23 protein-coding genes and 1 pseudogene are annotated in these 26,435 nt (G+C 74.9%); 14 read left to right on the top strand and 10 right to left on the bottom strand.

Annotated features, from left to right (window positions below; genetic code table 11):
* Positions 1-28: 28 nt before the first annotated feature.
* The 3 genes from ACIBPC_RS19060 to ACIBPC_RS19050 all read left to right on the top strand — a co-directional run bounded on the left by ACIBPC_RS19060 (position 29) and on the right by ACIBPC_RS19050 (position 5,877).
* Positions 29-2,860 (top strand): FAD-binding and (Fe-S)-binding domain-containing protein, encoded by a 2,832-nt coding sequence (locus ACIBPC_RS19060; RefSeq protein ID WP_398846090.1) that lies wholly within the window; start codon positions 29-31, stop codon positions 2,858-2,860.
* A gap of 197 nt (positions 2,861-3,057) precedes the next feature.
* On the top strand, positions 3,058-4,317 hold the full coding sequence (locus ACIBPC_RS19055; protein WP_398846088.1) for a glucarate dehydratase family protein: 1,260 nt from the start codon (positions 3,058-3,060) through the stop codon (positions 4,315-4,317).
* A 27-nt stretch (positions 4,318-4,344) separates the two neighbouring features.
* A complete protein-coding gene (locus ACIBPC_RS19050) occupies positions 4,345-5,877 on the top strand; it encodes a sodium:solute symporter family protein (protein WP_398846085.1) in 1,533 nt (510 codons plus the stop codon).
* Positions 5,878-5,931: 54 nt separating this feature from the next.
* On the opposite strand, the gene ACIBPC_RS19045 is transcribed toward ACIBPC_RS19050, so the two are convergent.
* Positions 5,932-6,660: a class I SAM-dependent methyltransferase gene (locus ACIBPC_RS19045; protein WP_398846082.1), complete on the bottom strand. Its 729-nt coding sequence runs from the start codon at positions 6,658-6,660 to the stop codon at positions 5,932-5,934.
* Positions 6,661-6,725: 65 nt separating this feature from the next.
* Positions 6,726-7,367: a TetR/AcrR family transcriptional regulator gene (locus ACIBPC_RS19040; RefSeq protein ID WP_398846080.1), complete on the bottom strand. Its 642-nt coding sequence runs from the start codon at positions 7,365-7,367 to the stop codon at positions 6,726-6,728.
* 122 nt (positions 7,368-7,489) lie between these two features.
* On the opposite strand from ACIBPC_RS19040, the gene ACIBPC_RS19035 reads away from it, so the two are divergent.
* Positions 7,490-8,404: an SDR family NAD(P)-dependent oxidoreductase gene (locus ACIBPC_RS19035; RefSeq protein ID WP_398846077.1), complete on the top strand. Its 915-nt coding sequence runs from the start codon at positions 7,490-7,492 to the stop codon at positions 8,402-8,404.
* A 381-nt stretch (positions 8,405-8,785) separates the two neighbouring features.
* The gene (locus tag ACIBPC_RS19030; protein WP_398846075.1) at positions 8,786-9,187 is read left to right on the top strand and encodes a DUF1992 domain-containing protein; all 402 of its coding nucleotides are present in this window, start codon (positions 8,786-8,788) and stop codon (positions 9,185-9,187) included.
* Between the two features lie 61 nt (positions 9,188-9,248).
* Here ACIBPC_RS19030 and ACIBPC_RS19025 read toward each other — a convergent pair whose 3' ends face one another.
* Entirely contained in the window at positions 9,249-10,124 is an 876-nt protein-coding gene (locus ACIBPC_RS19025) for a PhzF family phenazine biosynthesis protein (RefSeq protein WP_398846072.1), read from the bottom strand.
* Positions 10,124-11,206 carry a citrate synthase 2 gene (locus ACIBPC_RS19020; RefSeq protein WP_362963831.1) on the bottom strand — a complete coding sequence of 361 codons (1,083 nt, stop codon included), beginning with the start codon at positions 11,204-11,206 and terminating at the stop codon, positions 10,124-10,126. Before ACIBPC_RS19020 ends, ACIBPC_RS19025 begins: the two co-directional genes overlap by 1 nt.
* Before the next feature lie 252 nt (positions 11,207-11,458).
* Between ACIBPC_RS19020 and pdxH the strand changes: the two genes are divergently transcribed.
* Positions 11,459-12,088, top strand: coding sequence for a pyridoxamine 5'-phosphate oxidase (pdxH, locus tag ACIBPC_RS19015; protein WP_398846570.1), 630 nt, complete (start codon positions 11,459-11,461; stop codon positions 12,086-12,088).
* 701 nt (positions 12,089-12,789) lie between these two features.
* Here pdxH and ACIBPC_RS19010 read toward each other — a convergent pair.
* Complete coding sequence (locus tag ACIBPC_RS19010) at positions 12,790-13,353, bottom strand: hypothetical protein (RefSeq protein WP_398846068.1); 564 nt, start codon at positions 13,351-13,353, stop codon at positions 12,790-12,792.
* A gap of 257 nt (positions 13,354-13,610) precedes the next feature.
* Between ACIBPC_RS19010 and ACIBPC_RS19005 the strand changes: the two genes are divergently transcribed.
* Complete coding sequence (locus ACIBPC_RS19005; RefSeq protein WP_398846066.1) at positions 13,611-14,984, top strand: PAS domain-containing protein; 1,374 nt, start codon at positions 13,611-13,613, stop codon at positions 14,982-14,984.
* Between the two features lie 71 nt (positions 14,985-15,055).
* On the opposite strand, the gene ACIBPC_RS19000 is transcribed toward ACIBPC_RS19005, so the two are convergent.
* Positions 15,056-15,817, bottom strand: a complete 762-nt coding sequence (locus ACIBPC_RS19000; protein ID WP_362963838.1) for an SIS domain-containing protein — start codon at positions 15,815-15,817, stop codon at positions 15,056-15,058.
* A gap of 212 nt (positions 15,818-16,029) precedes the next feature.
* On the opposite strand from ACIBPC_RS19000, the gene ACIBPC_RS18995 reads away from it, so the two are divergent.
* Together ACIBPC_RS18995 and ACIBPC_RS18990 are read left to right on the top strand one after the other, a co-directional pair.
* Positions 16,030-16,722, top strand: a complete 693-nt coding sequence (locus ACIBPC_RS18995) for a metal-dependent transcriptional regulator (protein WP_362963840.1) — start codon at positions 16,030-16,032, stop codon at positions 16,720-16,722.
* Between the two features lie 278 nt (positions 16,723-17,000).
* Positions 17,001-17,804 carry a hypothetical protein gene (locus ACIBPC_RS18990; RefSeq protein WP_398846064.1) on the top strand — a complete coding sequence of 268 codons (804 nt, stop codon included), beginning with the start codon at positions 17,001-17,003 and terminating at the stop codon, positions 17,802-17,804.
* A gap of 17 nt (positions 17,805-17,821) precedes the next feature.
* Here ACIBPC_RS18990 and ACIBPC_RS18985 read toward each other — a convergent pair whose 3' ends face one another.
* The gene (locus ACIBPC_RS18985) at positions 17,822-18,259 is read right to left on the bottom strand and encodes a VOC family protein (RefSeq protein WP_398846061.1); all 438 of its coding nucleotides are present in this window, start codon (positions 18,257-18,259) and stop codon (positions 17,822-17,824) included.
* 78 nt (positions 18,260-18,337) lie between these two features.
* Between ACIBPC_RS18985 and ACIBPC_RS18980 the strand changes: the two genes are divergently transcribed.
* Positions 18,338-19,099 carry a helix-turn-helix domain-containing protein gene (locus tag ACIBPC_RS18980; RefSeq protein ID WP_398846060.1) on the top strand — a complete coding sequence of 254 codons (762 nt, stop codon included), beginning with the start codon at positions 18,338-18,340 and terminating at the stop codon, positions 19,097-19,099.
* A gap of 24 nt (positions 19,100-19,123) precedes the next feature.
* Here the strand turns inward: ACIBPC_RS18980 and ACIBPC_RS18975 are convergent.
* Positions 19,124-19,791: pseudogene (locus ACIBPC_RS18975) on the bottom strand (ABC transporter ATP-binding protein).
* Between the two features lie 66 nt (positions 19,792-19,857).
* Positions 19,858-20,538: a bifunctional DNA primase/polymerase gene (locus ACIBPC_RS18970; RefSeq protein WP_362963849.1), complete on the bottom strand. Its 681-nt coding sequence runs from the start codon at positions 20,536-20,538 to the stop codon at positions 19,858-19,860.
* A 178-nt stretch (positions 20,539-20,716) separates the two neighbouring features.
* Here ACIBPC_RS18970 and ACIBPC_RS18965 point away from each other — a divergent pair, with 178 nt between their 5' ends.
* From ACIBPC_RS18965 to purU, 4 genes are all read left to right on the top strand, one after another.
* Positions 20,717-22,150 (top strand): transcriptional regulator, encoded by a 1,434-nt coding sequence (locus ACIBPC_RS18965; RefSeq protein WP_362963851.1) that lies wholly within the window; start codon positions 20,717-20,719, stop codon positions 22,148-22,150.
* Positions 22,151-22,252: 102 nt separating this feature from the next.
* Entirely contained in the window at positions 22,253-23,797 is a 1,545-nt protein-coding gene (locus tag ACIBPC_RS18960) for a hypothetical protein (RefSeq protein WP_398846057.1), read from the top strand.
* An 80-nt stretch (positions 23,798-23,877) separates the two neighbouring features.
* Positions 23,878-24,324, top strand: a complete 447-nt coding sequence (locus ACIBPC_RS18955; protein WP_362963884.1) for a hypothetical protein — start codon at positions 23,878-23,880, stop codon at positions 24,322-24,324.
* 43 nt (positions 24,325-24,367) lie between these two features.
* The gene (gene purU, locus ACIBPC_RS18950; protein WP_362963855.1) at positions 24,368-25,249 is read left to right on the top strand and encodes a formyltetrahydrofolate deformylase; all 882 of its coding nucleotides are present in this window, start codon (positions 24,368-24,370) and stop codon (positions 25,247-25,249) included.
* Between the two features lie 21 nt (positions 25,250-25,270).
* Here the strand turns inward: purU and ACIBPC_RS18945 are convergent, their stop codons facing one another.
* Positions 25,271-26,392: a zf-HC2 domain-containing protein gene (locus ACIBPC_RS18945; RefSeq protein WP_398846053.1), complete on the bottom strand. Its 1,122-nt coding sequence runs from the start codon at positions 26,390-26,392 to the stop codon at positions 25,271-25,273.
* Positions 26,393-26,435 lie beyond the last annotated feature (43 nt).

Here is a 26,435-nt window from a genome sequence, read left to right as displayed (position 1 = left end):
GTGCGGGCGCAGGGTGCACGCTGGTGACATGGAGCCGAGCAACGACACCACGGATCTGGCGGCGGCGCTGCGTGCCGCCGTGCGCGGCACGGTCGATTTCGGTACGGCGGCGCGTGCCCTGACGACGATGGACGCCTCGAACTACCGGCGCGTGCCGGTGGGGGTGGTGGCGCCGCGTGACGCGGGGGACGTCGCGGCGGCGCTGGCGGTGTGCGCGGAGCACGGCGCGCCGGTCGTCGCGCGGGGCGGCGGGACGAGCATCGCGGGGCAGGCGACGGGCACCGGGGTGGTCCTGGACTTCACGCGGTTCATGAACGGTGTGCTGGAGGTCGATCCCGGGGCGCGGACGGCGGTGGTGCAGCCGGGGGTGGTGTGCGACGCGCTGCGGGCGGCGGCGGCGCCGTACGGGCTGACGTTCGGCCCCGACCCGTCGACGCACAGCCGCTGCACGGTGGGCGGCATGATCGGGAACAACGCGTGCGGCTCGCACTCCGTGGCGTGGGGGACGACGGCGGACAACGTGCGGGCCCTGGAGGTCCTCACGTACCGCGGCGCGTCGGCGCGTCTGGAGCGGGGCGGCGTGGGGGTGCCGGAGGGGTTGCGGCGGGGGGTGGACGCGCTGGTGTCGGGGCGGCTCGCGCTGCTGCGTACGGGCTATCCCGAACTGCCGCGCCGTATCTCGGGTTACGCGCTGGACGAGCTGCTGCCGGAGAAGGGCCGTGACTGGGCGCGGGCGTTCACGGGCAGCGAGGGGACGCTGGGCGTGCTGACGGCGGCGACGGTGCGGCTGGTGGAGGCGCCGGGGGCGCGGGCCCTCGCCGTGCTGGGGTACGCGGACGAGTCGGCGGCGGCGGAGGCCGCGCCGGGGCTGCTGGGGTACGGGCCGCTGACGGTGGAGGGGATGGCGGCGGATCTGGTGCCGTCGGCCGTGGCGCGTGCGGCGCTGCCGCCGGGTGGGGCCTGGCTGTTCGTGGAGGCGGGCGGCGCGGACGCGGGGGAGGCGGAGTCGGCGGCGCGTGCGCTGGTGCGGGCGGCGGGTGATGCGTCGACGGGGGCGCGTGTCGTGACGGACGCGCGGGAGCAGCGGGTGCTGTGGCGGGTGCGGGAGGACGCGTCGGGGACGGCGACGCGGATGCCGGACGGCGGGGAGGCGTGGCCGGGGTGGGAGGACTGCGCGGTGCCGCCGGAGCGGCTGGGCGGGTATCTGCGGGAGTTCCGCGGGCTGTTGCGGGACCACGGTCTGCGGGGGGCGCCGTACGGGCACTTCGGGGACGGCTGTATTCACATCCGCATCGACTTCGATCTGCTGACGCGGGAGGGGGTGGCGCGGTTCAGGGAGTTCAGCGGGGAGTTGGCGGACCTGGTGGTGGCGCACGGGGGATCGCTGTCGGGGGAGCACGGGGACGGCCTGGCGCGTGCGGAGTTGCTGCCGCGGATGTACGGGTCCGAGCTGGTGGGTGTGTTCGGGGAGTTCAAGGACCTGTGGGATCCGGACGGGGGGCTGAACCCGGGGGTGCTGGCGCGGCCCGCGCGCCTGGACGAGCAGTTGCGGTTCGCGGGGATGGCGGAGAAGGGGGCGGTGCCCGTCGCGTTCGCCTATCCGCGGGACGGCGGGGACTTCTCGGCGGCGGTGCGGCGGTGCGTGGGCGTCGCGAAGTGCCGGGAGACGGCGGCCGGGGCTGAGGTCATGTGTCCGTCGTACCGGGCCACGGGGGAGGAGATGCACTCGACGCGCGGCAGGGCGCGGCTGCTGCACGAGATGCTGGTCGGGGATGTCGTGACGGACGGGTGGCGTTCGGGGGAGGTGCGGGACGCGCTGGACCTGTGCCTGTCGTGCAAGGGCTGCCGCAGTGACTGCCCGGTGGGGGTGGACATGGCGACGTACAAGGCGGAGTTCCTGCACCAGCACTACGCGGGGCGGCTGCGGCCCGCCGCGCACTACGCGCTGGGCAGGCTGCCGGAGTGGCTGCGGGCCGCCGCGGCGCTGCGGGCGGCGCCGGTGCTGAACGCGGGGGCGCGCGTCGGCCCGTTCGCGGCGCTGGCGAAGCGGCTGGCGGGGGTGGCGCCGGAGCGGCCGGTCCCGCCGCTGGCGGCGCGGCCGTTCACCCGGCGCCGCCCGCGTCGTGCGGAGGGCGGGCGGCCGGTCGTCCTCTTCCCCGACACGTTCACCAACTACCTGTCGCCGGAGGCGGGCGAGGCGGCGGCGGTGGTGCTGGCGGACGCGGGGCTGCGGCCCGTCGTGCCGCCGCGCGCGGTGTGCTGCGGCCTCACCTATGTCACGACGGGCCAGCTCGGCCGGGCCCGCGCGGTGATGCGCCGCACGCTGGACCGTCTCGCGCCCGCCGTGGACGCGGGGCTGCCCGTCACGGTGCTGGAGCCGCCGTGCGCGGCGGCGCTGCGCACGGACCTGCCGGAGCTGCTGCCGGACGATCCGCGCGCCGGGCGGCTGGCGGACGGGGTGCGGACGTTCGCGGAGACGCTGGAGGAGTACGCGCCCGGCTGGGAGCCGCCGCGCGTGGACCGGCCGGTCGCGGGGCAGACCCACTGCCATCAGCACGCGGTGCTCGGCGACGCGGCGGACAGGCGGCTGCGGGAGCGCGCGGGCCTCGCCGGGGACCTGGCGGCGGGGTGCTGCGGCCTGGCGGGCAACTTCGGCTTCGAACGCGGGCACTACGAGGTGTCGGTCGCGTGCGCGGAGGAGGTGCTGCTGCCGTCGGTGCGGTCGGCGGCGCCGGGGGCGGTGCTGCTGGCGGACGGCTACTCGTGCCGGACGCAGATCGGGCAGCTGGGCGGCGGGCGGGCGCGGCACCTGGCGGAGGTGCTCGCCGAGGGACTGGCGGAAGCGGGGCGCGTGCGCTGAGCCGCACGGCTGCGGGGCCGCGCAGCATTCACGTGCCTGAACGGACGTCGGCGCGGGGGTCGTTCCACGATCCCCGCGCCTGCGTGTCGGGACCCTTGACGCTCCTGGGGCGCACTCCTACAGTTGCGTTCCGTCCGTTCAAGATAATGTCCCTCGTTCAGATCCATGAACATTCAGGCGAGGTGGATGTCCCGCCCATGCGCATACGTGAGATCACCGTCACCCCCGTCGCCTTCCGCGATCCGCCCCTGCTGAACGCCTCGGGCGTGCACGAGCCGTGGGCCCTGCGGTCGGTCGTCGAGGTGGTCACGGACGAGGGCGTCACCGGCCTCGGCGAGACGTACGGCGACCTCGCCCACCTCGAACGCCTGCACTCCGCCGCCCAGTTGCTCATCGGCATCGAGGTCCACGCGCACCACGCCCTGTACGCCGCCGTCGCCACCAGCGTCGGCGGCAACGTCGTCTCCGACCAGCACGGCCTCACCGGCGCCGGGTCCCAGCAGAAGACGGTGGACGCCGTCTTCTCCCCGTTCGAGGTCGCCTGCCTCGACATCCGCGGCAAGGCGGCCGGGCTGCGCGTCGCCGACCTCCTCGGCGGCCCGGTGCGCGACGCCGTCCCGTACAGCGCGTACCTCTTCTACAAGTGGGCCGCCCACCCCGGCGCCGAGCCCGACCGCTTCGGCGAGGCGCTCGACCCGGACGGCATCGTCGCGCAGGCCCGCCTGTTCATCGAGGAGCACGGCTTCGGCTCGATCAAGCTGAAGGGCGGCGTCCTGCCCCCGGACCGGGAGATCGAGGCGGTCCTCGCGCTGCGCGACGCGTTCCCCGGCCTGCCGCTGCGCCTCGACCCGAACGCCGCCTGGACGCCGGAGACCTCCGTGCGCGTCGGCAAGGCGCTCGCCGGGGTCCTCGAATACCTGGAGGACCCGACGCCCGGCATCGACGGCATGGCCGAGGTCGCCCGGCAGGTGCCCATGCCGCTGGCGACCAACATGTGCGTCGTCACGCACGACCACCTGCCGCCCGCCGTCGCCGCCGGCGCCATCGGCGTGCTGCTGACCGACCACCACTACTGGGGCGGCCTGCTGCGCTCCTCCCATGTCGCGTCGCTGTGCGGCACGTTCGGCATCGAGCTTTCCATGCACTCCAACTCGCACCTCGGCATCAGCCTCGCCGCCATGACCCACCTCGCCGCCGCCACACCCGACCTGACCCACGCCTGCGACACGCACACCCCCTGGCAGGACGGGCAGGACGTGGTCGTCCCCGGCGCGCTGCGCTTCACCGGCGGCGCGGTGCCCGTACCCGAAGGCCCGGGCCTCGGCGTCGAACTCGACCGCGACGCCCTCGCGCGCATGCACCAGCAGTACCTCGACTGCGGCATCAGGCGCCGCGACGACACCGCGTACATGCGGACCTTCAGCTCCGACTTCGTTCCCAAGCGCGCCCACTGGTAAGTCCCTTCGACTCTCAAGGAGCCGCGGATGTCCGCGTTGGACTGGATCGTGGTCGCTGGCTACTTCCTCGTGGTGGTGGCCATCGGCTGGTGGTCGAAGAACCGCATCCACAGCGTCGCCGACTTCTTCACGGCGCGCGGGCAGATCCCCTGGTGGCTGTCCGGCGTCTCGCACCACATGTCCGGGTACAGCGCGGTGATGTTCGTGGCGTTCGCCGCCGTCGCCTACAACGACGGCGTGACCGTCTACTTCTGGTGGCCGCTGACGATCGGGCTCGGCGTCGGCGTCGGCGCGTTCCTCTTCGCCGCCCGCTGGAACCGGCTGCGCGCCAAGCACGGCGTCGCGTCCCCCCTCGAATACCTGACGCGCCGCTACAACCTGCCGACGCAGCAGGTCCTCGCCTACAGCGGCGCGGCCCTCAAGGTCGTGGACATCGCCGCCAAGTGGGTCGCCATCTCGGTGCTGCTCCAGGGCTTCGCGGACATCCCGCTGGAGACCGGCATCATCTTCACGGGCGTCGCCACCATGGCGTACATGACGGTCGGCGGGCTGTGGGCCGACGTCCTCACCGACATGGGGCAGTTCGTCATCCAGGCGGTCGCGGGCGTCGCGATGCTCGTCGCGGTGATGATCGAGCTGGGAATCGGCTTCCCGTTCACCATGTGGGGCGACCTGCCGGACGGGCACGGCGATCCGGTCAGCGGATCGGTGACGACCTGGCTGATCCTCGCGTTCCTGCTGGTCAAGACGTTCGAGTACAACGGCGGCATGTGGAACCTCGCGCAGCGCTACATGTCCGCGCCGTCCGGCTCGGAGGCCAGGCGCGCGGCGGCGCTGTCCAGCGCGCTGTGGCTCGTGTGGCCGCTGATCCTCTTCCTGCCGATGATCGCGGCGCCGCTGATCGTGCCGGGCCTCGGCAACGGCGAGGAGTCGTACATCGCGCTGTCCAAGGAACTGCTCCCGGCCGGGCTGATCGGGCTGATGCTCGCCGGCTTCTTCTCGCACACCATGGCCATGGTCGCGTCGGACTCGAACGTCATCAGCGCCGTCATCACGCGGGACATCGCGCCGGTGCTGGTGCCCCGGGTCCGCCGGATGACGGACGCGGCGCAGCTGCTCTTCGCGCGGATCACGACGGTGCTGTTCGTGACGGTCAGCATGACCCTGGCCATCGCGACGGGCGGCGAGGGCTTCGTCCTGAAGACGGTCGTCGAACTCGTCGCGGCCACGATGGGGCCGATCTCCATCCCGCTGATGCTGGGGCTGCTGCCGTGGTTCCGGCGGGTGGGGCCGACGGCGGCCATCACGTCGTGGGCGGGCGGGCTGCTGGTCTGGTACGTGGTGCGCTACGTCGCGGAGGACTCCACGCAGGCCGCGATCGTCGGCCTGCCGCTGCTCACCTCGCTGGTGCTGTACATCGGCGTCGGGCTGCTGCGGCCGGAGCGCACCCCCGAGCGCGACGCGCTGATCGACTCGCTGAGCACCGATCCGGTCGAGGACGCGCACGGCGCGGCGGCCGTCCCGCCGCAGGGCAAGGCGCCCGGCGTGCCGGCGAACTGACCGCCCCTCCGTCCGGTGGGCCTGCGCGGGTCCACCGGGCGGAGGCGCGCCCGGTCACTCCCCGGGCCGCTGCGCCACGAACACGAACTCCTTGCCCGGCCGGTCCGGCGCGTCCCGCACCTCCCGCACCGTGAAGCCGTGGGCCGCGAGATCGTCCGCCACCTCATCCCGCCCGCGGAAGCGCAGCGTCGAGTCCGAGGTGAGGGTCCGCCCGTCGGCGAAGGCGTAGCAGCCGCGGAAGCTCACCAGCGGCCCCGCCACCTCCGTCAGCTCGCACCACGTCTCCAGCCTGCCGACGCCCGGCAGCTCGACGACCCGGTGGGTGTCCGCCCTGTTCCACCCCTCCCAGGCGCGGCGCGCCGGGTCCCGCGTCTCGAACACCAGATGGCCGCCGGGGCGCAGCGCCCCGTACGCGCCCGCCAGCGTGGCGCGCCAGACGCCGGGGTCGGTGATCGCCTGCGCGACGTTGCCCGTCATGGTGGCCAGGTCGCAGGCCAACGGCGGCAGGGCCGTCGCGTCGCCGTGCAGCCAGGTCACGCGCTCCGCACCGGGCTTGGCGCGCGCCACGTCCAGTGAGGCCGCGGCGGGATCGACGCCGACGACCTCCGCGCCCCGCGCCGCCAGCAGCAGCGCGAACACGCCCGTGCCGCAGCCGATGTCCAGCACGCTGCGCGCGCCGAGTCCACCGGCGATGGCCAGGTACGCGTCCAGATCGGGGCGCTCGTCCTCAAGGGGGTCGTAGAGCGGGGCGAGCCGGGGATCGTTGAACAGTTCTTCGGCCATGCGGGTGACCGTATGCGGAGGGGACGGCCGCGCCCACCGGTTTTCGGCGGCCCCCGCGCGGCTGCTCAGCCGCGCGGGCGCAGCCCGGCGAGCGCGGTCTCCACTATGGCGTCGGCGTACTCGACGGTGAGCGGCCCGCCGCGCTGGAGCCAGCGGTTGGTGAGCGGGCCCCAGATGATGTCCACCACCAGGTCGAGATCCGCGTCCCCGGCCAGCTGCCCGGCCTCCTGGGCGCTGCGCAGCCGCCGCTTCTTGATCTCCTTCTGCGGGTCGCCGAGGCGCTCGGTGAACGTCGCGGACAGCTCCGGGTCGTTCACCATCACGGTGGTGAGCGCCCGCATCGGCTCGTCGTACGCCGGGTCGTTCAGCTCGGTGACGGTCGCGCGCAGCACCCGCTTGAGGTCCGCCTCCAGGTCGCCGGTGTCCGGCAGCTCGGCCGTCCCCGTCTCGGCGTCCTCGGACAGCATCAGGAACGCGTCGAACAGCACCGCGCCCTTCGACGGCCACCACCGGTAGATCGTCTGCTTGCCCACGCCGGCGCGCGCGGCGATGCCCTCGATGCTCAGCCGCTCGTAGCCCACCTCGCCGACCAGCTCGAAGGCGGCGGCCAGAATCGCGCGGCGGGACGCCTCGCTGCGGCGCGCGGCGTTGGGCCCGGCCGTCCGGGAGCGCGTCCCGGCCCCCTCTGCACGGGTGTCCTGTGTCATGCGTGAAGCGTACCCCTCACGAGACGAGACGAACCGTCTTGACAGACTCCCGGCAGCGTGTAAAGCTTCCGCACATCGAGCGAGACGATCCGTCTCGTCTCACCCGAACGGAAGGCCACACCGTGACCACCACCCCCGCCGCCGCCACCACCACCGCGACCGCCACCAGCTCCTCTTCCTCTGCCTCCCGCGTCTGGTTCGTCACCGGCGCCGGCCGGGGCCTCGGCCGCGCCTTCACCACGGCCGCCCTCGACCGGGGCGACCGCGTCGCCGCCGCCGTCCGCACCACCGGGACCCTGGACGACCTGGCCGCCGAGCACGGCGACCGCCTCCTCGTCCTGCCCCTGGACGTGACGGACCGCGAGGCCGTCACCGCCACCGTCCAGCGGGCGGCCCAGCACTTCGGACGCCTCGACATCGTCGTCAACAACGCGGGCACCATGGCCCTCGGCATGATCGAGGAGTTCGACGAGGCCGCGGCCCGCGCCCAGTTCGACGTCAACTTCTTCGGCGCCCTCTGGGTCTCGCAGGCCGTCCTGCCGGTGCTGCGCGCACAGGGCTCGGGCCACATCCTGCAGATATCGAGCATCGGCGCCCTCGGCGGCCACCCCAGCACCGGCCTGTACAGCGCGAGCAAGTTCGCCCTCGAAGGCATGAGCGAGGCACTGGCCCAGGAAGCCGCCGCGTTCGGCATACGCCTGACCATCGTCGAGCCCGGCGGCTACTGGACGAACATCTACAAGAGCATGACCATGGCCGAGCAGCTCCCCGCCTACGACGCCCTGCGCGCCCAGCTCGCCGAGCACGCGGGGGAGAGCAACGACAGCCTCCCGCACCTGGCGGCCGAAGCGGTCCTGAAGCTCGTGGACAGCGACGACCCGCCGCTGCGCCTGCTACTCGGCAGCGCGGTGTTCGACTACGCGCTCGACTCGACCCGCCGCCGGGCGGAGGCCTGGCAGGCATGGGAGGAGGTGTCCCGTGCCGCCGAGAAGGCCGTCCCGATGCCGGAGGACTACCTGGAGTCCACCGATGCCTGACCGCTCCGGGCGGCTGCCGGGCGGTGGCATGGAGCGCAAGCGGCCGCAGGGACCCCCTCGGCCGCGGGAAGGGCGCCCGCCCCGGCGGGGCGGGCGGCGCAGGCGGTGATCGGCGTGGGCCGTGACCCGGCGGGCGGAAGGTACGGCGGGGCCCCGCCGTCCCGGCCGATCGGGCCGGGCCTTCCACGGGGACGGCCGTCGGCGACAGGCGCTCGGGCAAGGGCACGAGCACGGCTCGGACTTGAGCACGCCCGCGAGTACGGGCAAGGACCCGGGCACAGACACGGGCAACGGGATGGGCGGGGTGGGGTGGGGTGGGCGGGGGAGGGGGGAGGGGGAAGGCGAAGTGTCCGTTCGGCGGGCGGATGTACCGTCGGAGGTATGACCGAACGCAAGCCGCCCGGTGTCCCCTTCGAGTCATGGATCGACAAGCAGATCCGCGAGGCCGAGCAGCGCGGTGACTTCGCGGACCTCCCCGGCAGGGGCAAGCCGCTGCCGGACGCGCGGGAGCCGTACGACGAGCTGTGGTGGGTCCGCCGGAAGGCCGTCGCCGAGGGCCTCTCCCACCTGCCGCCCAGTCTCGCGCTGCGCAAGGAGGCGGAGGACGCGCACGCGGCGGCGCTCGCCGCGCCCACCGAGGCGGCCGCCCGCCGTGTCCTCGACGCGGTCAACGAGAAGTTGCGCGCGGCGGCCCGGCGCCCGCCGGAGGGTCCGCCGCTGCGGCGGCCGCCGTTCGACGTGGCGGAGGTGCTGGCCGAGCGGCGCGCCGCCCGCGCCGGGTGATCCGCCGCGCCGCCGGTCTCCCGGCGGCGCGGGGCGAGCGCGGTGGAGCGCTGAGGGGACGTCAGTCGGGGAGGTGCAGCGTGCCCCCGCCGACGATCACCGTGTGCCCGCCGACGGAGACCGACGTCAGCGCGCCGTCCCGCGCGCGGGCCGAGGCGTGGATGTCGCTGGGCCGCCCCATGGCCACGCCCTGGTCGATCCGCAGCGTGTACTCCTCCGCCCGGCAGCCGTGCCGCTGCGCCATGGCCCCGACGAGGCCGGCCGCCGCCGAGCCGGTCGCCGGGTCCTCGGCGCCGCCCAGCATGTCGGCATAGGAGCGCGAGTACAGCCGCCCGCCGTCCTTGAAGTGCCCGGCGAAGACATACAGGTTCCTGGACCACTCGCCGCTCGTCGGCTCCGCGAGCCACGCCGTCCGGTCGAGGACGGTGCGGTCCACCGCCGCCCGGTCCGCGAGCCGCACGAAGCAGAACCGCAGCCCCACCCCGCCGTACCAGGTCTCCACGATGTCCTCGGGCGACACGGACAGCGCCTTCGCGACGGCCGTCACGGACGGGTAGTGGTCCGGCGTCTCGTACGGCGACGTCAGCGTCAGCCGGCTGAACGTGCCCTCCACCTCGACCGACACCAGACCGACGCCCTCCTCCAGAAGCAGCCGGTCGCGCACCGCGCCGCGTGCCGCCAGCACGGCGGCCGTCCCGACCGTCGGGTGCCCGGCGAACGGCAGTTCCTCGTCCGGCGTGAAGATCCGCACCCGCCGGGTGTGCGCCGCGTCGTCGGGCGGCAGGACGAACGCGCTCTCGGAGAAGTTGAACTCCCGTGCCAGCGCCTGCATCTCCTCGTCCGTCAGCCCTCGCGCGTCCGGGAGGACCGCCAGCTGATTGCCGCCGAACACCCGCTCCGTGAACACGTCGGCCAGTACGAATTCGTACTCGCGCATCAGTCCGTGACCTCCTCTGCCCCGCGCGGCCCCGGCCCCACATAGCGGGCCGAAGGCCTGATCAGCCTGCCGGTACGTTTCTGTTCCAGGATGTGCGCCGACCAGCCCGCCGTCCTGGCGCAGGTGAACATCGCCGTGAACATGCTGGCCGGTACCTCCGCGAAGTCCAGCACGATCGCCGCCCAGAACTCCACGTTCGTCGCGAGCACCCGGTCGGGCCTGCGGGCGGCCAGCTCGTCGAGCGCCGCGCGCTCCAGCGCCTCCGCCACCTCGTAGCGCGGCGCGCCCAGTTCGCGCGCCGTGCGCCGCAGTACGCGCGCCCGGGGGTCCTCGGCGCGGTAGACGCGGTGGCCGAAGCCCATCAGGCGTTCGCCGCCGTCCAGGGCCCGCCGGACGTACGCCGCCGCGTCACCGGTGCGTTCGACCTCCTCGATCATCCCGAGGACGCGCGCGGGCGCCCCGCCGTGCAGCGGTCCCGACATGGCGCCCACGGCCCCGGACAGGGCCGCGGCGACGTCCGCGCCGGTCGAGGCGATCACACGGGCGGCGAACGTCGAGGCGTTCATGCCGTGCTCGGCGGCGGAGGTCCAGTAGGCGTCGAGCGCGGCCACGTGCCGGGGGTCGGGCTCGCCGCGCCAGCGGCGCAGGAACCGTTCGGTGATGCCGTCGGCCGCGTCGATCTCCCGTTCCGGCACGATCGGCAGGTCGGCGCCGCGCGCGGACTGGGCGACGAAGCTCAGCGCCATCACGGCGGCGCGCGCGAGGTCGTCCCGCGCCTGCGCGGCGTCGATGTCCAGCAGCGGGCGCAGTCCCCACACCGGTGACAGCATCGCCAGCGCGGCCTGCACGTCCACCCGTACGTCGCCCGAGCGGACCGGGATGGGGAACGGTTCCGCGGGCGGCAGTCCCGGTGAGAACGCGCCGTCCACCAGCAGCCCCCACACCCGGCCGAAGGGGACGCGGCCTGCCAGGTCCTCGATGTCCACGCCCCGGTAGCGCAGCGCGCCGCCCTCGCGGTCGGGCTCGGCGATCTCCGTCTCGAAGGCGACGACTCCTTCGAGTCCGGGAACGAAGTCCGGCATGAGGCTTGCTCCTCGTGACGGGACGCGTGCGGAACGCGCCCTTGGTGCGGAAAAGTCAGGCGGTCACCTTAACTCCGGGTGTCCGGCGGTCGCGGGGGCAGGGACGGTGGCGCGCGGCGGCACGGCCCGGCGGTCCTGCGGGGACACGTGCTGTTGCAAGATGGGCGCGTGTCCCACGACGCCAGCGTTCCCGTACCCGACCGGTCGGCTCCCGACGACTCCCCGGAACGGCCGGTGCCCGACCCGTCCGCCATGCGGGCGCGGTACCGGGCGGCCGGTCTGCTGGAGTCGGATCTCGCGGACGATCCGTACGAGCAGTTCGGCCGGTGGTTCGCGCAGGCCACGGGCAGCGGCCTCGCCGAGCCGAACGCGATGGTCGTCTCCACCGCGGACGCGGCGGGCCGCCCCAGCTCCCGCACCGTCCTGCTGAAGCACTTCGACGCGCGGGGCTTCGTGTTCTTCACGCACTACGACTCCAGGAAGGGCCGGGAGATCGAGGCGAACGCGGCGGTGTCCCTGCTGTTCCCGTGGCACCCCGTCGCGCGGCAGGTCATCGTCGCGGGACGCGCGGAGCGCACGGGCAGGGACGAGACGGTCGCGTACTTCAGGACGCGGCCGCACGGTTCGCAGCTCGGGGCGTGGGCGAGCGAGCAGTCGGCCCGCGTCGGCTCGCGCGCGGATCTCGACCGGCTGTACGCGGAGCTGGCGCGCCGTTATCCGGAGGGCGAGGACGTACCGGCGCCGCCGCGCTGGGGCGGTTACCGGGTGGTGGCGGACGCGGTGGAGTTCTGGCAGGGCCGGGACAACCGGCTGCACGACCGGCTGCGGTACGTGGGGCGGCCCGGCGGTGGCGGCTGGTCGGTGGAGCGCCTGAGCCCGTGACCGCGGGACACACGGCGGCAGGCGCGGCCCGCGCCCTGCACGGGGAGCGGTGACTGCTGCACCGGGCCCCGGTGCTGGCGGGCGGCCTGTGGGGCCGGATGCCGATCGCGATCATGACGGTCATCCGCATCAGGGCCTTGAACCGCGTGCGGGCGACCGGCGCGGTGGTCCGCCCGGCGGCTGTCGAGCCGGGTCCGCACGGCCTTGTCCCCGAGTGCGGAGTGTCCTGGTCCTGCCGGACGCCTGTGGTCCGCGTGGCAGTCATCGTGGAAACCCCCTGTTGCTCCCGGCCGGCGATGCCGCCGGTCCACCCCTTCGTCACAGTGTGTAATCGCGTCCGGGCGTTCTGCAAGGGGTTTCAGGGGTGAATTCTTGAGCGTTGTCCGCCGCGTCCGATCCGCCGAAGGCGGGGAGCCTGTCTGCAAACGCAGGCGATCCGCGGGCCTTTGGTCCCCGGGGGCGCTGGGCGCCGCCGGGGAGCCGGCCGGACTTACCGGCGGCCCGCGGATCGGGTGACTGCTGGGAATTGGCCGGCTGAGCCGGCGCCACGTGTCGTGGTGCGTCGGCCGTTAGGCCGCAGTCACCTCACGCGTCCGGTTGTCATACATCTGCCGAACCACCTCCCTTCTCGTGTACCCACACCGTAAAACCACCCCCAGGGCATCGACAAGCGATTTAGACGACGCCCGTCCCGGCCCTGCTCACGCGGGCGATGCCGCCGGGCTCGTGCCCGCCGCCGCCGCGCCGGGAGGGACTCCGGCGGACCGCCGCCGGACGTACGCGAAGGTGAGCGCGGCGACCAGCGGCCCCCAGGCCAGCAGGGGCGCGTAGCAGGCGTCCATGACCAGGCCCGCGGTGCCCTGCGGGAAGTCCGGGTTGTCCAGCGGCCCGCCGGGCACCAGGGTCAGCACCGCGCACAGCCCCGTCACCGCGACGGCCCCCACCGCGGCGGGCAGCGCCACCGCGAGCACCGGGACGCGGCGCCCGCCCAGGCGCGGGACCCAGCCAGGGACCCGTTCGCCCCACGGGCTCACCAGGGCGAAGGTCAGACAGGCCACCGCCTGGGAGAGCACCGAGAGGACGAGGACGTAGACCATGACCGGGGTCCCCGTGTACAGCGCGCCGAGCCGCCCGGTGAAGCCGACGTCCACCCCGGCGCCGAGGGCGAGCCGCCACACGCACGAGGGCACCGTGCACAGCACCGTCGCCCATGCCGCGAGGACCGCCCAGCGAGGGGCATCGGACGAGCGGGACGGATCAGGCATCGTGGGCTCCTCGACCGGGCGGGGCGGACCTGCCGCTCCTACGGTGGCAGCGCGCTCCGCGCGACCGCGTCGCCCGCGCGGACGGCGCCTCTCCTCCCGAGGGGGGAGCCGCACCTCCGCCTCCGGGCGCACGCAGCGCCGCCCGGCCGCACCAGGACCGATACCGCCGAACCCTGGGTGACCAGCGGCACGATGGAGTTGAATGGGCCCGCGCGCCCCTGCCGGGCGCCCACTCTCCTGTGCATGGGGGTATACAGGTGACCACTCCATCCGGCCTCTCCCCTGCCCAGGGCGCCGCGCCCCTCCTGCCCGCGCTGCTCGACGGACTGGACAGCGCCCTCTTCGCCCTGGACACCACGGGCCGCGTCACCCACTGGAACCGCCAGGCAGAACGGCTCCTCGGCTGGCCACGCGACCTCGCGGTCGGCCGCCCAGGGCTCGGCGGCTGGGCCGTACGCGACTGCGACACGACCGACGTCCACGACCGCCTCGCCTCCGCCGCGCGGCAGCAGCCGGGCGTACGCGTACCGCAGGAGTTCCCGCTGCTGCGGCAGGACGGCACCCGGCTGCTCGTACGGGGCAGCGCCGTCGCCTACACCGACGCCGACGGCCGCCCGGCCGGTGTCTGGTGCGCCTTCGGCGAGGCGCGCGCCCGGCAGGGCGCGGAGCGCGACGCGGCCCTCGCCGCCGCGCTGCTCGGCGACTCCCCCTGGGCCGTCCTGGTCGTCGATCCCGACCTGCGCACGGTCTCCGTGAACGCGCGCGCCTGCGCCGCCCTCGGCCTCCCCGCCGCCGACCTCCTCGGCGAACCCGTCGCCGAGTCCTTCCGCGGCGGCGTCGAGGAGCTGGGCAGCGCGCTGGAGCACGCCCTCGCCGGGCAGGCCCCGGACGGCCCGGTGGACCTCTGGCTGACTCCCAGGGACGCGGACGAGGACGCGTTCGCCGATCCGGTGCACGCCGCCGCCGGCCTCGGGGAGCCCCCGCGCCGCTGCCTGCAGAGCGGCTTCCTGCGGCTGGCCGCGCCCGGTGGGCGCGGCGAGGGGCCTGCGCCGCTGGGCGTCGCATGGCTCTTCGAGGACGTCACACGGTCACGGCAGGGCTCGCAGGAGGCGGCCCGCAGGAGGTTCCGCGACAGCCAGCTCGCCCGTGCGGCGCGGGCGGCGGCCGAGTGCGCCGACCCGCTTGAGGCGGCCGTGCTGCACCTGCACTTCGCCCTCACCGGCTTCGCCGAGCACGCGCTGCTCGACGTACGGGTGCCCGCGACGGGCGCGCTGGTGCGGACGGCGGAGGTGCCGGGCGCGTTCGGGGCGCCCGCGTCGGCGACGCGGGGCGTGCCCGTGCGGTACAGGCCGGGGCATCCGGCGCCGCAGGCGCTGGACGGCGGCGTGCCGGTGCGGGCGACGGGGGGTCTGGGCCGTTCCGGCTGGGCGGTGGACCACCGCTGGCCGAAGGACGCGGAGCACGCGTTGTGCGTGGTGCTGCGCAGTGGGGGCCGGAGCCTGGGTGTGCTGACGTTTCTGCGGACGGGCGGGCGGCGGGCCTTCGGGCGGGACGACGTGGCGTTCGGCGAGGACGTGGCGCTGCGGGTGGCCGCGGCCGTGGACCTGTCGCTGCGCGGCGGGGGTGCGTGAGGCGCGCCGCCCGTACGGGGGCCGGGGGCCGGGTCCGTGCGGACGGCGCGTACCGCCTTGGTGAGGGGTGCTCAGCGCCGCCAGAGAATCTGGTCGGCGTGGTCGGTGTAGACCTTCTCGTTCCACTCCTTGCCGCCGTCGACGTTGGCGGACCGCAGCAGCGGCGGTTCCGTGCCGGCCGCCGCGAGCAGCCCGGCGGCCTCCGCGACGACGGCCTGGAGCAGCGCGCTCGTGACGACGGTGGAGGCGGGCGCGAACGGGGCGCCGATGCCGTCGTGGGTCAGCGTCGTGTCGCCCAGCGGGATGCCGCTGTCGAGGACGACGTCGCAGTGGTCCTTCAGGAAGGTTCCGGACGGGTGGCGCGAGGCCGTACGCTCGGCATAGCCGACCGAGGTCACGCCGAGGACGGTGAGACCCCGCTCCCTGGCGTGCTGGGCCATCTCGACGGGAAGGACGTTCCGTCCGGACAGCGAGATGACGACGAGGAGGTCGCCCGGTCCGGCGGGACTGGTGTCCAGGACGGCCGTGGCGAGCCCCGGGACGTGTTCGAGTGCGCTGCCCAGGGTGGCCGGGCTGGCGTCGACCCCTGTGGCGCCGGGGACGCCGAGGAGGTTGACGACGGCGAGGCCGCCGGCGCGGTAGACGAGGTCCTGGGCGGGCAGGGCCGAGTGCCCCGCGCCGTGGACGAAGATCCGGCCGCCCGCCGCCACCGTGGCGGCGATCCGGTCGGCGGCCTGGGAGATACGGTCCTTCTCCTGCTCGCGGACGTGGTTCAGCAGACCGATGGCGGCGTCGAAGAACTGGTCGGCGAGCGTGCCGGCGCTGTCGCTCATGAGTGGTGGGTCCCCTTCCGCCCATCCGCAGGTGGCGCCGGTCCGCTCGGGGCGGTCCGGCCGGGCCTCACCGTAAAGGTCTGGACCAGCGGGAAACAAGATCCCCGTCTCCGCGCGCGTCCGTACGAGGGCGTTCCGGTACGGGAACGGTTGTCGGTGGTGTGCGTCAGAATTGGACCAGGGCCACCGCACGAGATATCGAGGGGCGCTTTATGTCCGGACTCATCGACACCACCGAGATGTACCTCCGCACCATTCTGGAGCTGGAGGAGGAAGGGGTGGTACCGATGCGGGCCCGCATCGCCGAGCGGCTCGAACAGAGCGGCCCGACGGTGAGCCAGACGGTGGCCCGCATGGAGCGCGACGGTCTGCTGACCATCGCGGGGGACCGCCACCTGGAGCTGACGGGGGAGGGGCGGCGGCTGGCGCAGCGCGTCATGCGCAAGCACCGGCTGGCCGAGTGTCTGCTCGTCGACGTCATCGGGCTCGAATGGGAGCACGTCCACGCCGAGGCGTGCCGCTGGGAGCACGTGATGAGCGAGGCCGTCGAACGGCGCGTCCTCGAACTGCTGAACCACCCGACCGAGTCCCCGTACGGCAACCCGATCCCGGGCCTCGCCGAGCTGGGCGAGAAGAACGCGGCCGACCCGTTCCTCGTGGAGGGCATGGTCGCGCTGTCCGACCTCGACGCGGCGGACGGGAAGACGGTGGTCGTCCGGCGGATCGGGGAGCCGATCCAGACGGACGCGCAGGTGATGCAGACGCTGCGGCGCGCGGGGGTGCAGCCGGGGGCGTCGGTCAGCGTGTCCGCCGGTCTGGGCGGCTCGGTGCAGGTCGGCAGCGGCGGGGAGGCGGCCGAGCTGGAGCCGTCCGTCGCGATGCACGTCTTCGTCGCCAAGGGCTGAACGGGCCGTCGGACAGGTCCGGCGCCCTGTCCCCGTCACCGCCCGCGGGCGAGACGCTGCGGGCGAGGCCGCCCCGGGGCCCCGAGCTCTCCGGGGTGGCCTCTGCCCTGTGGGATGTCTCCCCGGTGAAGCGGGGGTCAACCCTGAGCGGCCGTCACCCGAACGGGGCTTCTTTCCGCCATACCCGCACCTCAGAGCGTGAATAATCTGCTTGTCATCTCTACGAGTTGTCCACGAGAGTGGCGGCCCGGGGGCAGCGCAGGGGCAGGGGGAAGCCGATGGGACGCCGGACGCGCGGGGCGCTCGGAGCCGTCGCGACGGCCGCACTGGCGGTGCTCGGCACCGGCTGCGCCGCGGACACGTTCGCCATGCCGCGCCAGGACGCCGCAACCACCGGGGAGACCCCGGCTCCCGCCGGGGAACCGGACCCGGCGGAGCCCGCCGGCGACCCCGCCGCGACCGGCCTGCTGGAGGACAGCGTCGACGCCCTCCGGAACGCCTCCTCGATGCACCTGGTCCTGGAAACGCCGGACTCGGGGAGCGGCGGCATCTCCTTGTTGGACGTGCGTTTCGACGACGAGACGAACTGCGCCGGAACCATGACGAACACCGCCCAGGGCACGGTGGAGGTGGTCCGCACGGACGGCGACACCTGGATGCGCCCCGACCGGGAGGCCTGGGAGTACCTGGTGGACATCAGCGGCGGGGTCTACGAGGACGAGACAATCGACCTCCTCTCCGGCCGCTACCTGTACCTCCCCCCGGACGACCCCGCGGCCTCCACGGCCGAGGTCTGCGACTTCGAGTACGTCCTCGACCTCCTGTCCGAGATGACCCGCGGGCCGCTGGAACTCGGCGGCACAACCACGTACCAGGGCGTGCCCGCCCGGACGGTGCACCCCGTCGGCGCGCTGGGCTCCGTGCTCGTCGCGGCGGAAGGCGAGCCGTACCTGCTCCACGTGCGGGCGCCGGGCAGCGAGGCGTCCTTCAGCGAGTTCGGCGTCCCCGTCGACGCCGTGCCGCCGCCGGACGAGCTGGTCCTCGACATGACCGACTTCCGCTCCGGCGACATCGCCGCCTGAACGCGCCCCCGCCCGGCTCAGGCGCCGTCCGCCGTGGGGCGGTGGTGGACGTACTCCACCACCGTCCCGTCCGGGTGCCGCACGGTGAACCCGGCGCCGGTGGGCACCTCCTGGAGCGCGTGGACGACCTCCGCGCCCCCGGCGACCAGCCGTTCGAGATACGGACGCACGTCGTCCACCAGCAGCGTGCCCGTCGTCGCGCGGTACGGCCGCAGGTCCTCCTCCGCCCCCTCGATCAACAGGAACGCGCCCACCGTCGCCAGCCGCAGCGCGCCGAACGCGAACCGGGCGTCGGCCGTCCGCCCCTGCGCCCGCTCGTAGAAGCCGATCGCCCCCTCCAGCTCGCCCGGCCCCACGAAGGCCCGGACGAGCACCCGGGGCTCGGCCAGCCCCGAGGAGTCCTTCACGCGGCGCCACACTGCGGGCGCCTCCTGTTCCTGCCGTTCCTGTGTCATGCGCCCAGCGTCCCCGCCGGGGGCGGCGGCGGGCAGGCCACCGTTGATGGGATGAGCGCCGCTCATAGGATCAGCCGCATGGATGCGTCCCTGCGCCGCGAACTGGGCGCCCACCTGCGTGCCGCACGCGCCCAGGTGACGCCGGAGGACGTCGGCCTCAGCGCCGGACCCCGCCGCCGCGCGCCCGGCCTGCGCCGCGAGGAGGTCGCGGCCCTCGCCGGTGTCAGCGTCGCGTGGTACACCTGGCTCGAACAGGGACGGGTCGGTACCTCGCGCCAGGTCATCGACGCCGTCTGCCGCACGCTGCGCATGGACGACGACGCCCGCCGCCACGCGCTGGCCCTGGCCGGATTCCTCCCCGGCACGCCCCTGGCCGCCGGGGAACGCGCAGCCCTCGGCGCCGCCACCCGCGCCCTCCTCGCGGGCCTGGCCACCACCCCGGCGCTCGCGCTGGACGAACGGCTCGACATCCTCACGGCGAACGCCCCCTACCGCGCGCTGTGGGGCGACCCCGCCCTGCTCCCCGCCGCCCGGCGCAACCTGCTGCTCCACCTCGTCACGGGACCGCCGGGCCCGTACCGCGTGACCGATGACGAACCACTGCTGCGCGGCCTCTACCAGCACTTCCGGACGGCCACGGCCCACGCGCCCGACGACCCCAGGGCCGCGGAGATCGTCCGGCTGCTCCACCGCGAGCGCCCGGAGGCGGCCCACTGGTGGGACTGCCGGACGGTGGCCGACTTCCGGCCCGTCACGGTCACGGCGGGCCCGCGGCGGCTGACGTTCTCCCTGCTGCGCCCGGTGGGCGACCCGGGCGTGCTCCTGCTCACCCAGACCTGACCCCGCCATCCCCGGGGCCGGACATCAGCGCGTGCCGAGCCAGTCCGGGGAGACCACGCCCGCGTCCGCCGGGCCACCGACGATGCCGAGGAACGCGTCCCCGCGCACCTCCACGAGCACCGCCACGCAGTCGCACAGCGACTCCACCAGCTCCCTCACATGGCTGGAGAACACCACCGTCGCCCCCGAGGCGGTGTACCGCTCCAGTCCCCGCGGATCGTCTGCGCCGACACCGGGTCCACGCCCTCGAACGGCCCGTCCAGCACCAGCACCCGCGGGTTGCGCAGCAGCGCCGCCACGAGCCGATCTTCTTGCGCATACCGGTCTGCGCGGGGGACAGCGCGAGGACGCCGAGCAGCTCGTCGCCCCGCCGTTCGGCTTCGGCGGCGGGCAGCCCCCGCAGCCGCCCCAGGTACGTCAGCGTCTCCCGGCCCGTCAGCCGCTCGTGGAGCCGCAGCCCCTCGGGCAGCACCCCGATCCGCGCCTTGGCGGCTGCCGGGTCGCGCCACACGTCGACACCGGCGATCTCCACACCGCCCTCGTCCGGGCGGAGCAGCCCGGTGACCATCGACAGCGTCGTCGTCTTTGCCCGCCCGGTCCAGGTCAATCCCGGCGACCGCTACCCGCTGCCCGAGGCGCTTCCTGAGCCCCCGGACACGCACCGCGTACCGCTCGTCCTGCAGGCTGTCCACCCTGTCCGCGGCGCTGTCCACGCCGCCGCTGCGAGCCGGACGCCCCGGCGCGCCGTGGCCCGCCCGTCAGCGCTCGTCCTGCCCGCACGCGTACGCCAGCGCGGGCACCAGGTCCTCCACCTCGGGCAGCCAGCGGTTGGCCGGTGTGGGGTGCCGCACCCACTGCACGGACCCCCCGCGCGTCCCCACCCGCGTCGGCGCCGCGGCCACGTAGTCGCCCTCACCGCGCGCCGTCATCGCCCCCGCCACCGGCGCCCAGCCCGTCTGCCGCAGCAGGCCAGGCAGCCGCGCCGCCCCGCCCGGCCTGACGAAGAACTGCATCCGGCCGAACGGCGTCACCGCCACCGGCCCCAGGGGCGCCCCCGTACGCTCCATCCGCGCCAGCGCCAGGCAGCCCGCCGCCTCCGGCAGCTCGACCACGTCGAGCGTCCGCCCCGTGGGCAGCAGCAGCGCCGCGCGCGGCTCCTCCGTCCACAGCCGCCGCGCCGTGGACGCGCTGCCCGTGGCCTGCACGGTCCAGTCCGGGCGAGTGGGGTGCGCGCCAGGCGCCCCGCACCCGGGGACGGCGCACGAGCAGCGCAGCACGCCCCCGCCGTCCTCCAGCCAGGTGCCGGGGAAGACGTCCCAGTGCCGCTCCCCGGTGTAGCGCATCGCGTGCTCCACGAGTGAAGCGGCGCGCTGGGGAGGGATCTTGGCGACGGGCGAGACGGTGACGGGGGCCGGGGCAACTCCGGTGCTCTTCTCCACGCCGGACTCAACTCGACTGCTCCGGATGGGTTACGGCCCGGCGCGCACCGGTGTGCGCGCCGGGGTCACGCACGCGGGGCGCACCGGTGCACCCACGGTGCATACCGGATGGAGCCGGAGGCTGACGGGCAGTGATGACGGGGGATCGTCCCGGGCCCATCAGCGAGGAGCAGCCGACATGACCGCGAGACCACTGATCGCCCGCCAGCCGAACGAACGGCTGCTGTCCCTCATCCGGGAGGCCGCCTGTTCGAACGCGGGGCTCGCCCGCCGCGTCAACATGTGCGCGGCCGAGCGCGGGCTCGACTTCCGGTACGACAAGACCTCCGTCGCGCGCTGGATCCGCGGGCAGCAGCCGCGCGGCCGCGCGCCCGAGGTCATCGCCGAGGCGCTGGGCCGCAAGCTGGGCCGCGCGGTGACCGCCGACGACATCGGCATGGGCGCGTCACGCCAGCTCACCGCCGCGGTCGGGCTGCACTTCGCGGCCGGGCTCGCCGAGGGCGTCGAGCAGGCCGCCGAGCTGTGGCGCTCGGACGTGGCGCGGCGCGAGGCGGGCGAGACGTCCGGCGCGCCCAGCCCGTACGGCCCCGGTGGCGCCCAGGTGGCGCCCGCCGCGCTGGTCGAGCCGAGCCGCGACTGGCTGATCACCCCGGCGGACACGGAGGTGGCCCGCGCGTCCGGGCCGCGCGTCGGCAGCGCGGACGTGGCGGCGGTGACGGCCACGACCACCGCGCTGGTCGACCTCGACCGCCGCTGGGGCTCGGGCCACGTGCGGCCCCTGGTGGTCCACTACCTGGACACGGTCGTCGCCGGGCTGCTCGGCGGCTCGTACCGCGACGCGGTGGGCCGCGAACTCTTCGGCGCCGCCGCCCGGCTCACCGAGCTGGCCGGGTACATGGCGATCGACACCGGCCTGCCGGGGCTCGCACAGCGCTACTACATCCAGGCGCTGCGGCTCGCCCAGGCGGCGGGCGACCGCGGCTTCGGCGGCTACGTGCTGGCGGCCGGGATGAGCCACCTGGCGGCCGAACTGGGCAATCCCCGCGAGGTGATCCAGCTCGCCCGCGCCGCCCAGGAGGGCGCGCGCGGCCGGGTCACGCCCAGGGCCGAGGCGCTGTTCCTCGCGGCCGAGGCGCGCGGCTACGCCCAGCTCGGCGACGAGGAGGGCAGCCGCCGCGCCGCGGGTGCCGCCGTCACCGCGCTGGAACGGGCGGGTGCGGAAAGCGGGGACGGCGGGTCGGACGGGTCGGGCGACGATCCGGCGTGGGTGCGGCACTTCGACTCCGCCTACCTGGCGGACGAACTGGCCCACTGCCACCGCGACCTCGGCCAGGGCCGCGCCGCGCAGCAGCGGGCGGCCGAGGCGCTCGCCGCGCATCCGCACGGCCGCGCGCGCCGCCGGGCCATAGGACTGCTCATCATGGCCACGGGGCAGTTGCAGGAGGGTGATCTGGAACACGCCTGTCATACCGCCGACGAGGCGGGGACGCTGCTCGACGGTCTGCGTTCGCGGCGCGGCGCCGCGTACTTCGCGGACTTCAGGGCACGTCTGGAGCCGCACCGGAGCCAGCCGAGGGTCCGCGAGTTCGCCGCGCGGTGGCAGACGGCCTGAGGGGCGGCGGGACTTGGCGGCGGGCGGGCGGCGCGCCGCCGTCGCCGCCGAGCCGGTACCGTGACGTTCCGGTGCACGGCCAGCAGCGATCGAGGAGCCCGGGTGACTACCCACAACGGAGCGGATGACGAGCCCCGCGAGGGAGTAATACTGCCGTCCGGTGGTGGTGACGCCTGGCCTCCGCAGGGCGGCGGGCAGGGCCCCGCCGGGCCCGCCGCCGCGCCGCCGTCGTCCGGTACCCCGTGGGGCCAGCCCTGGGGGCCGGACGCGCAGAACGCCCAGCAGGGCGACCGTCCCGCGCTCCCGGGCTCCACGGGCCAGGCGCCCGCCGCCCTGCCCCCGCAGGCGACGCCGCCGCGGCCCTCCGTGCCCCCGGACTCCGCCGACGCGGCGGCCACGCAGATGATCCCCCCGATCCGTGACGACGCCGCGCCCCCCGGCCCCGGTGAGCGCGACACCGAGACGACGACGCAGATCCGCGCCGTCCCGCACCGCGCTGCGTCGGGCAGGCACACTCCCCAGCCGGGACAGCACCACCAGCACCCCCAGGGCGCGCAGGGCGACGAAGGCGCCACGCAGATGATCCCGCCCGTACGGGACGACGCCGCGCCCACGCAGATGATCCCCCCGGTACGCGACGACGCGGCCCCCACGCAGATGATCCCGCCCATCGCCGCAGGCGACCCCGAGGCGACGACCCAGCTGCGCGCCGTCCGCCCCGGCCACACACCCCCCGCCGCCGGCCACCCCCAGGAACCGCCGCGCCCCCACGAGCCGCAGTACCCGCAGAACCCCCAGGCGCAGAACGGTGCCTGGTCCCCGCAGCAGCCCGCCCCCCAGGGCCCGCCCGGCGGCTTCGACAACCTCTTCCGCTCCGCCTCCGAGCCCCCCGGCCCGCCCGGACCCGGCGGCCCCCAGTACCCGTACGACGATGACGACGAGCCGCGCCGTTCCCCCAAGGTCCTCGTCGCGGTCGCCGTCATCGTGGCGCTGGCCGTCGTCGGCCTCGCCGCCGGGGCGATGCTCGGCGGCGGTGACGACGACGGCGGCCAGGCCGCCGCCCCCAGCAGCAGCGAGTCCGCCGACCCGTCCGCCGAGCCGTCGGGCGACGCCCCCGCCGAGGGCGAGGAGGGCGGCGACGACGCGGAGGGCGGCGACGAGGAGCCCACCGAGGAGGCCGACGACGCCGAGGCCCGCGCCCAGGCCACCGCGCTGTCCGACCTGCTGGCCCAGAGCAACAGCAGCCGCGACGCCGTCATCAGGTCCGTCGAGAACATCCGCGGCTGCCGCGAGCTGGAGGCCGCCACCACCGACCTGCGCGCCGCCCGCGACCAGCGCAACAACCTCGTCAGCCAGCTCCAGGGCCTCGACATCGGCGCGCTGGAGAACAGCGCCGAGCTGTCCCAGGCGCTCACCGAGGCCTGGCAGGCGTCCGCCGAGGCCGACGAGCACTACGCGGTCTGGGCCGAGGAGGCGCGGACGAACCCGCAGGTCTGCCAGGGCGGCACCGCCCAGCACACCGACCGTGCCAACCAGGGCGACGCCGCCAGCGGCCGCGCCACCGAGGCCAAGCAGCGCGCCGCCGGCCTGTGGAACCCGCTGGCCTCCGGCTACGGCCTCCCCGAGCGGGAGCCGAGCGCACTGTGACCGACAGCCCCGTACGATCGGGACCCGTGCATACGCAAAGTCAGGAGAAGTCTTCCCGCCACGCCCGCCGTTCCCCCACCATGGCAGGCATGCCGCTCAACGACATGCCGTGGTGGCGCTGGCGGGCCAATGTGCGCTCGGCGCTGCATATGCTCTCCGATCCCGCCTTCCACCAGGAGCACTGGGTCCCCGCCACCCCGGGGTACGGTGACGTGACCGACGCCGTGTACCGGCTGGTCGAGGACACGTGGCTGGACAACTGGTCGGCCGAGAAGTACCTCGGCACGGTCTTCCGGGACACCCAGGAGGCCGCGCTGGTGGACGTCGCCGTGCTGCGGGTGCTGCGGATCATGCACCAGGTCGGCGCCGACGCCCCCGCGACCGCCTATCTGCGGCACCACGGCTGGCCCGAGGCCGTACGCGCCGCGCGGGAGGCGCACGTAAGGCTGGCCGCCGCCGACGGCGACGACCCGGACGTGCCGCCGCGCTCCCTGGACGAACTGGCGGCCGCCCTGCGCTCCGTGTGAGCGCGGGTGCGGGGCGCCGCCCGCTTGTGCCAGGGTAGGGGGCATGAGTCCCGCGACCGCCGAGCCGGCCGAACGTTCCGGCCAGTACGTCCTGACGCTGTCGTGCCCCGACAAACCGGGCATCGTGCACGGCGTCTCCAGCTTCCTGTTCATGACCGGCTGCAACATCGAGGACAGCCAGCAGTTCGGCGACCGGGACACCGGACTCTTCTTCATGCGCGTCCTCTTCTCGGCCACCGAGCCGGTCACGCTGGAGAAGCTGCGCGCGAGCTTCGCGGCGGTCGGCGACACGTTCCGCATGGACTGGCAGCTGAACGCGGCGGCCGAACGGATGCGCGTCCTGATCATGGTGAGCCGCTTCGGCCACTGCCTGAACGACCTGCTGTTCCGCTCCCGGCTCGGCGCGCTGCCGGTCGAGGTCGTCGGCGTCGTCTCGAACCACACGGACTTCGCCGAGCTGTCCGCGTCCTACGGCATCCCCTTCCACCACCTCCCCGTCACGCCCGACACGAAGGCGGAGGCGGAGGCGCGGCTGCTGGAGATCGTGGACGACGAACGGGTCGAGCTGGTCGTCCTCGCGCGCTACATGCAGGTCATCTCGGACGACCTGTGCAAGCGGCTGCCCGGCCGGATCATCAACATCCACCACTCCTTCCTCCCCAGCTTCAAGGGCGCCAGGCCCTACCACCAGGCGCACGCCCGGGGCGTGAAGCTGATCGGCGCGACCGCGCACTACGTCACGGCGGAGCTGGACGAGGGCCCGATCATCGAGCAGGAGGTACAACGGGTCGGGCACGGCCTCACGCCCCAGCAGCTCGTCGCGGCCGGGCGCGACGTGGAGTGCCAGGCGCTCGCCCGCGCGGTGAAGTGGCACAGCGAGCGGCGCGTCCTGCTCAACGGGACGCGGACCGTCGTCTTCGCCTGACGGACGACGCCGGGCGGGCCCTCACAGCCGCGACAGTTCGGCGGCGGCGCACAGCACGTCCCGTATGACGTCCGCGTCGCCGTACCCGCCCGCCGCCACCTCGTCCGGCGCGACACGTCCCGCCGCGAGCTGGCAGAACACCACGTCGTCCAGCGCCACGCGGGCCACCGGCTTGTCGTCCCACGCCGCGGCCACGGCGGCGTCCGGCATGTCCACGGGGATGAACCAGTCCCCGCCGCCCGCGCCCTCGACCTCCAGGTGCAGCGCGCGCCCCGGCGTACCGGCCGGGGCGAGCCGCGCGGGCGAGGCGGCGTCGCCCGCCCTGCGGCGGCGCGCGATGCTGCCCGGCAGCCGCCGCGCCGCCAGGTCGACGAACCGCCGCAGGTGCGGACCGTCCGGCGCGCCGTACGGGTAGTCCACCGCCTCCGCTATGTCCCGCGCGTGCGTCCAGCAGGCGAACGCGCGGCCCACGTACGCGTCCGGCAGCGCGCCGTCGCCGTCCCCGCCGTCCTCCCGCCCGGCCGCCGCGCGCACCAGCGCCCGTATCTGCTCCCGCCACGGCCCCCGCGCGTCCGGCCCCGGCGCCGCCCAGCGCGCGGCGGTGCGCTCCGCCGGGTCGAGCGGCGGTGTCCCGCCGGGCCACGGCAGCGGGTCGGGCAGGCCCGTCAGCCGCGCCAGCAGCCCGTCCACAGCGAACAAGTGGTCGAGCACACCGGCGGCGGTCGTCACCGTGCCGTGCCGCCGCCCGCCCTCGTACCAGCGCAGTTCGACCGGGGTGTCCCACTCGTGCTCGTCCATGTCGTCGAGCAGCGCGTCGAGCCTGGCGGCCTCGGCGTCCAGCGGCGCCGCCCAGCCGGGCAGCGGCAGCGCGGCGGGCCGCCGCGCGAGGCAGCCGGCCAGCACCCGGCCGCGCAGCCCCGGGTCCATGTCAAGGCCGCGCGGCGGCTCCAGCAGCGTGACGGCGTCGGAGAACCGTCCGGCCTCCGCCGCGCAGGACCGGCACGTCCCCAGGTGCGCCTCGACGCGTGCCGACTCCCCGGGCGCGCAGGCGCCCAGGGCCCAGGCGCCGAGCAGGGCCGCCAGCTCCTGGTGGCCGTCCGGCGCCTCGTCCGGGCGGGCGGCCCCGCGGGGGAGTGGGGACATCGGCTCGCTCGCCTTCCGCTGCCGGGGTGTGGTGAAAGGCGGG

The organism is Streptomyces sp. NPDC049879, from assembly GCF_044461265.1.
Classification (GTDB): Bacteria; Actinomycetota; Actinomycetes; order Streptomycetales; family Streptomycetaceae; genus Streptomyces.
Note: the sequence above shows the minus strand (reverse complement) of the source record. Positions and strands in the feature narration are given on the sequence as shown.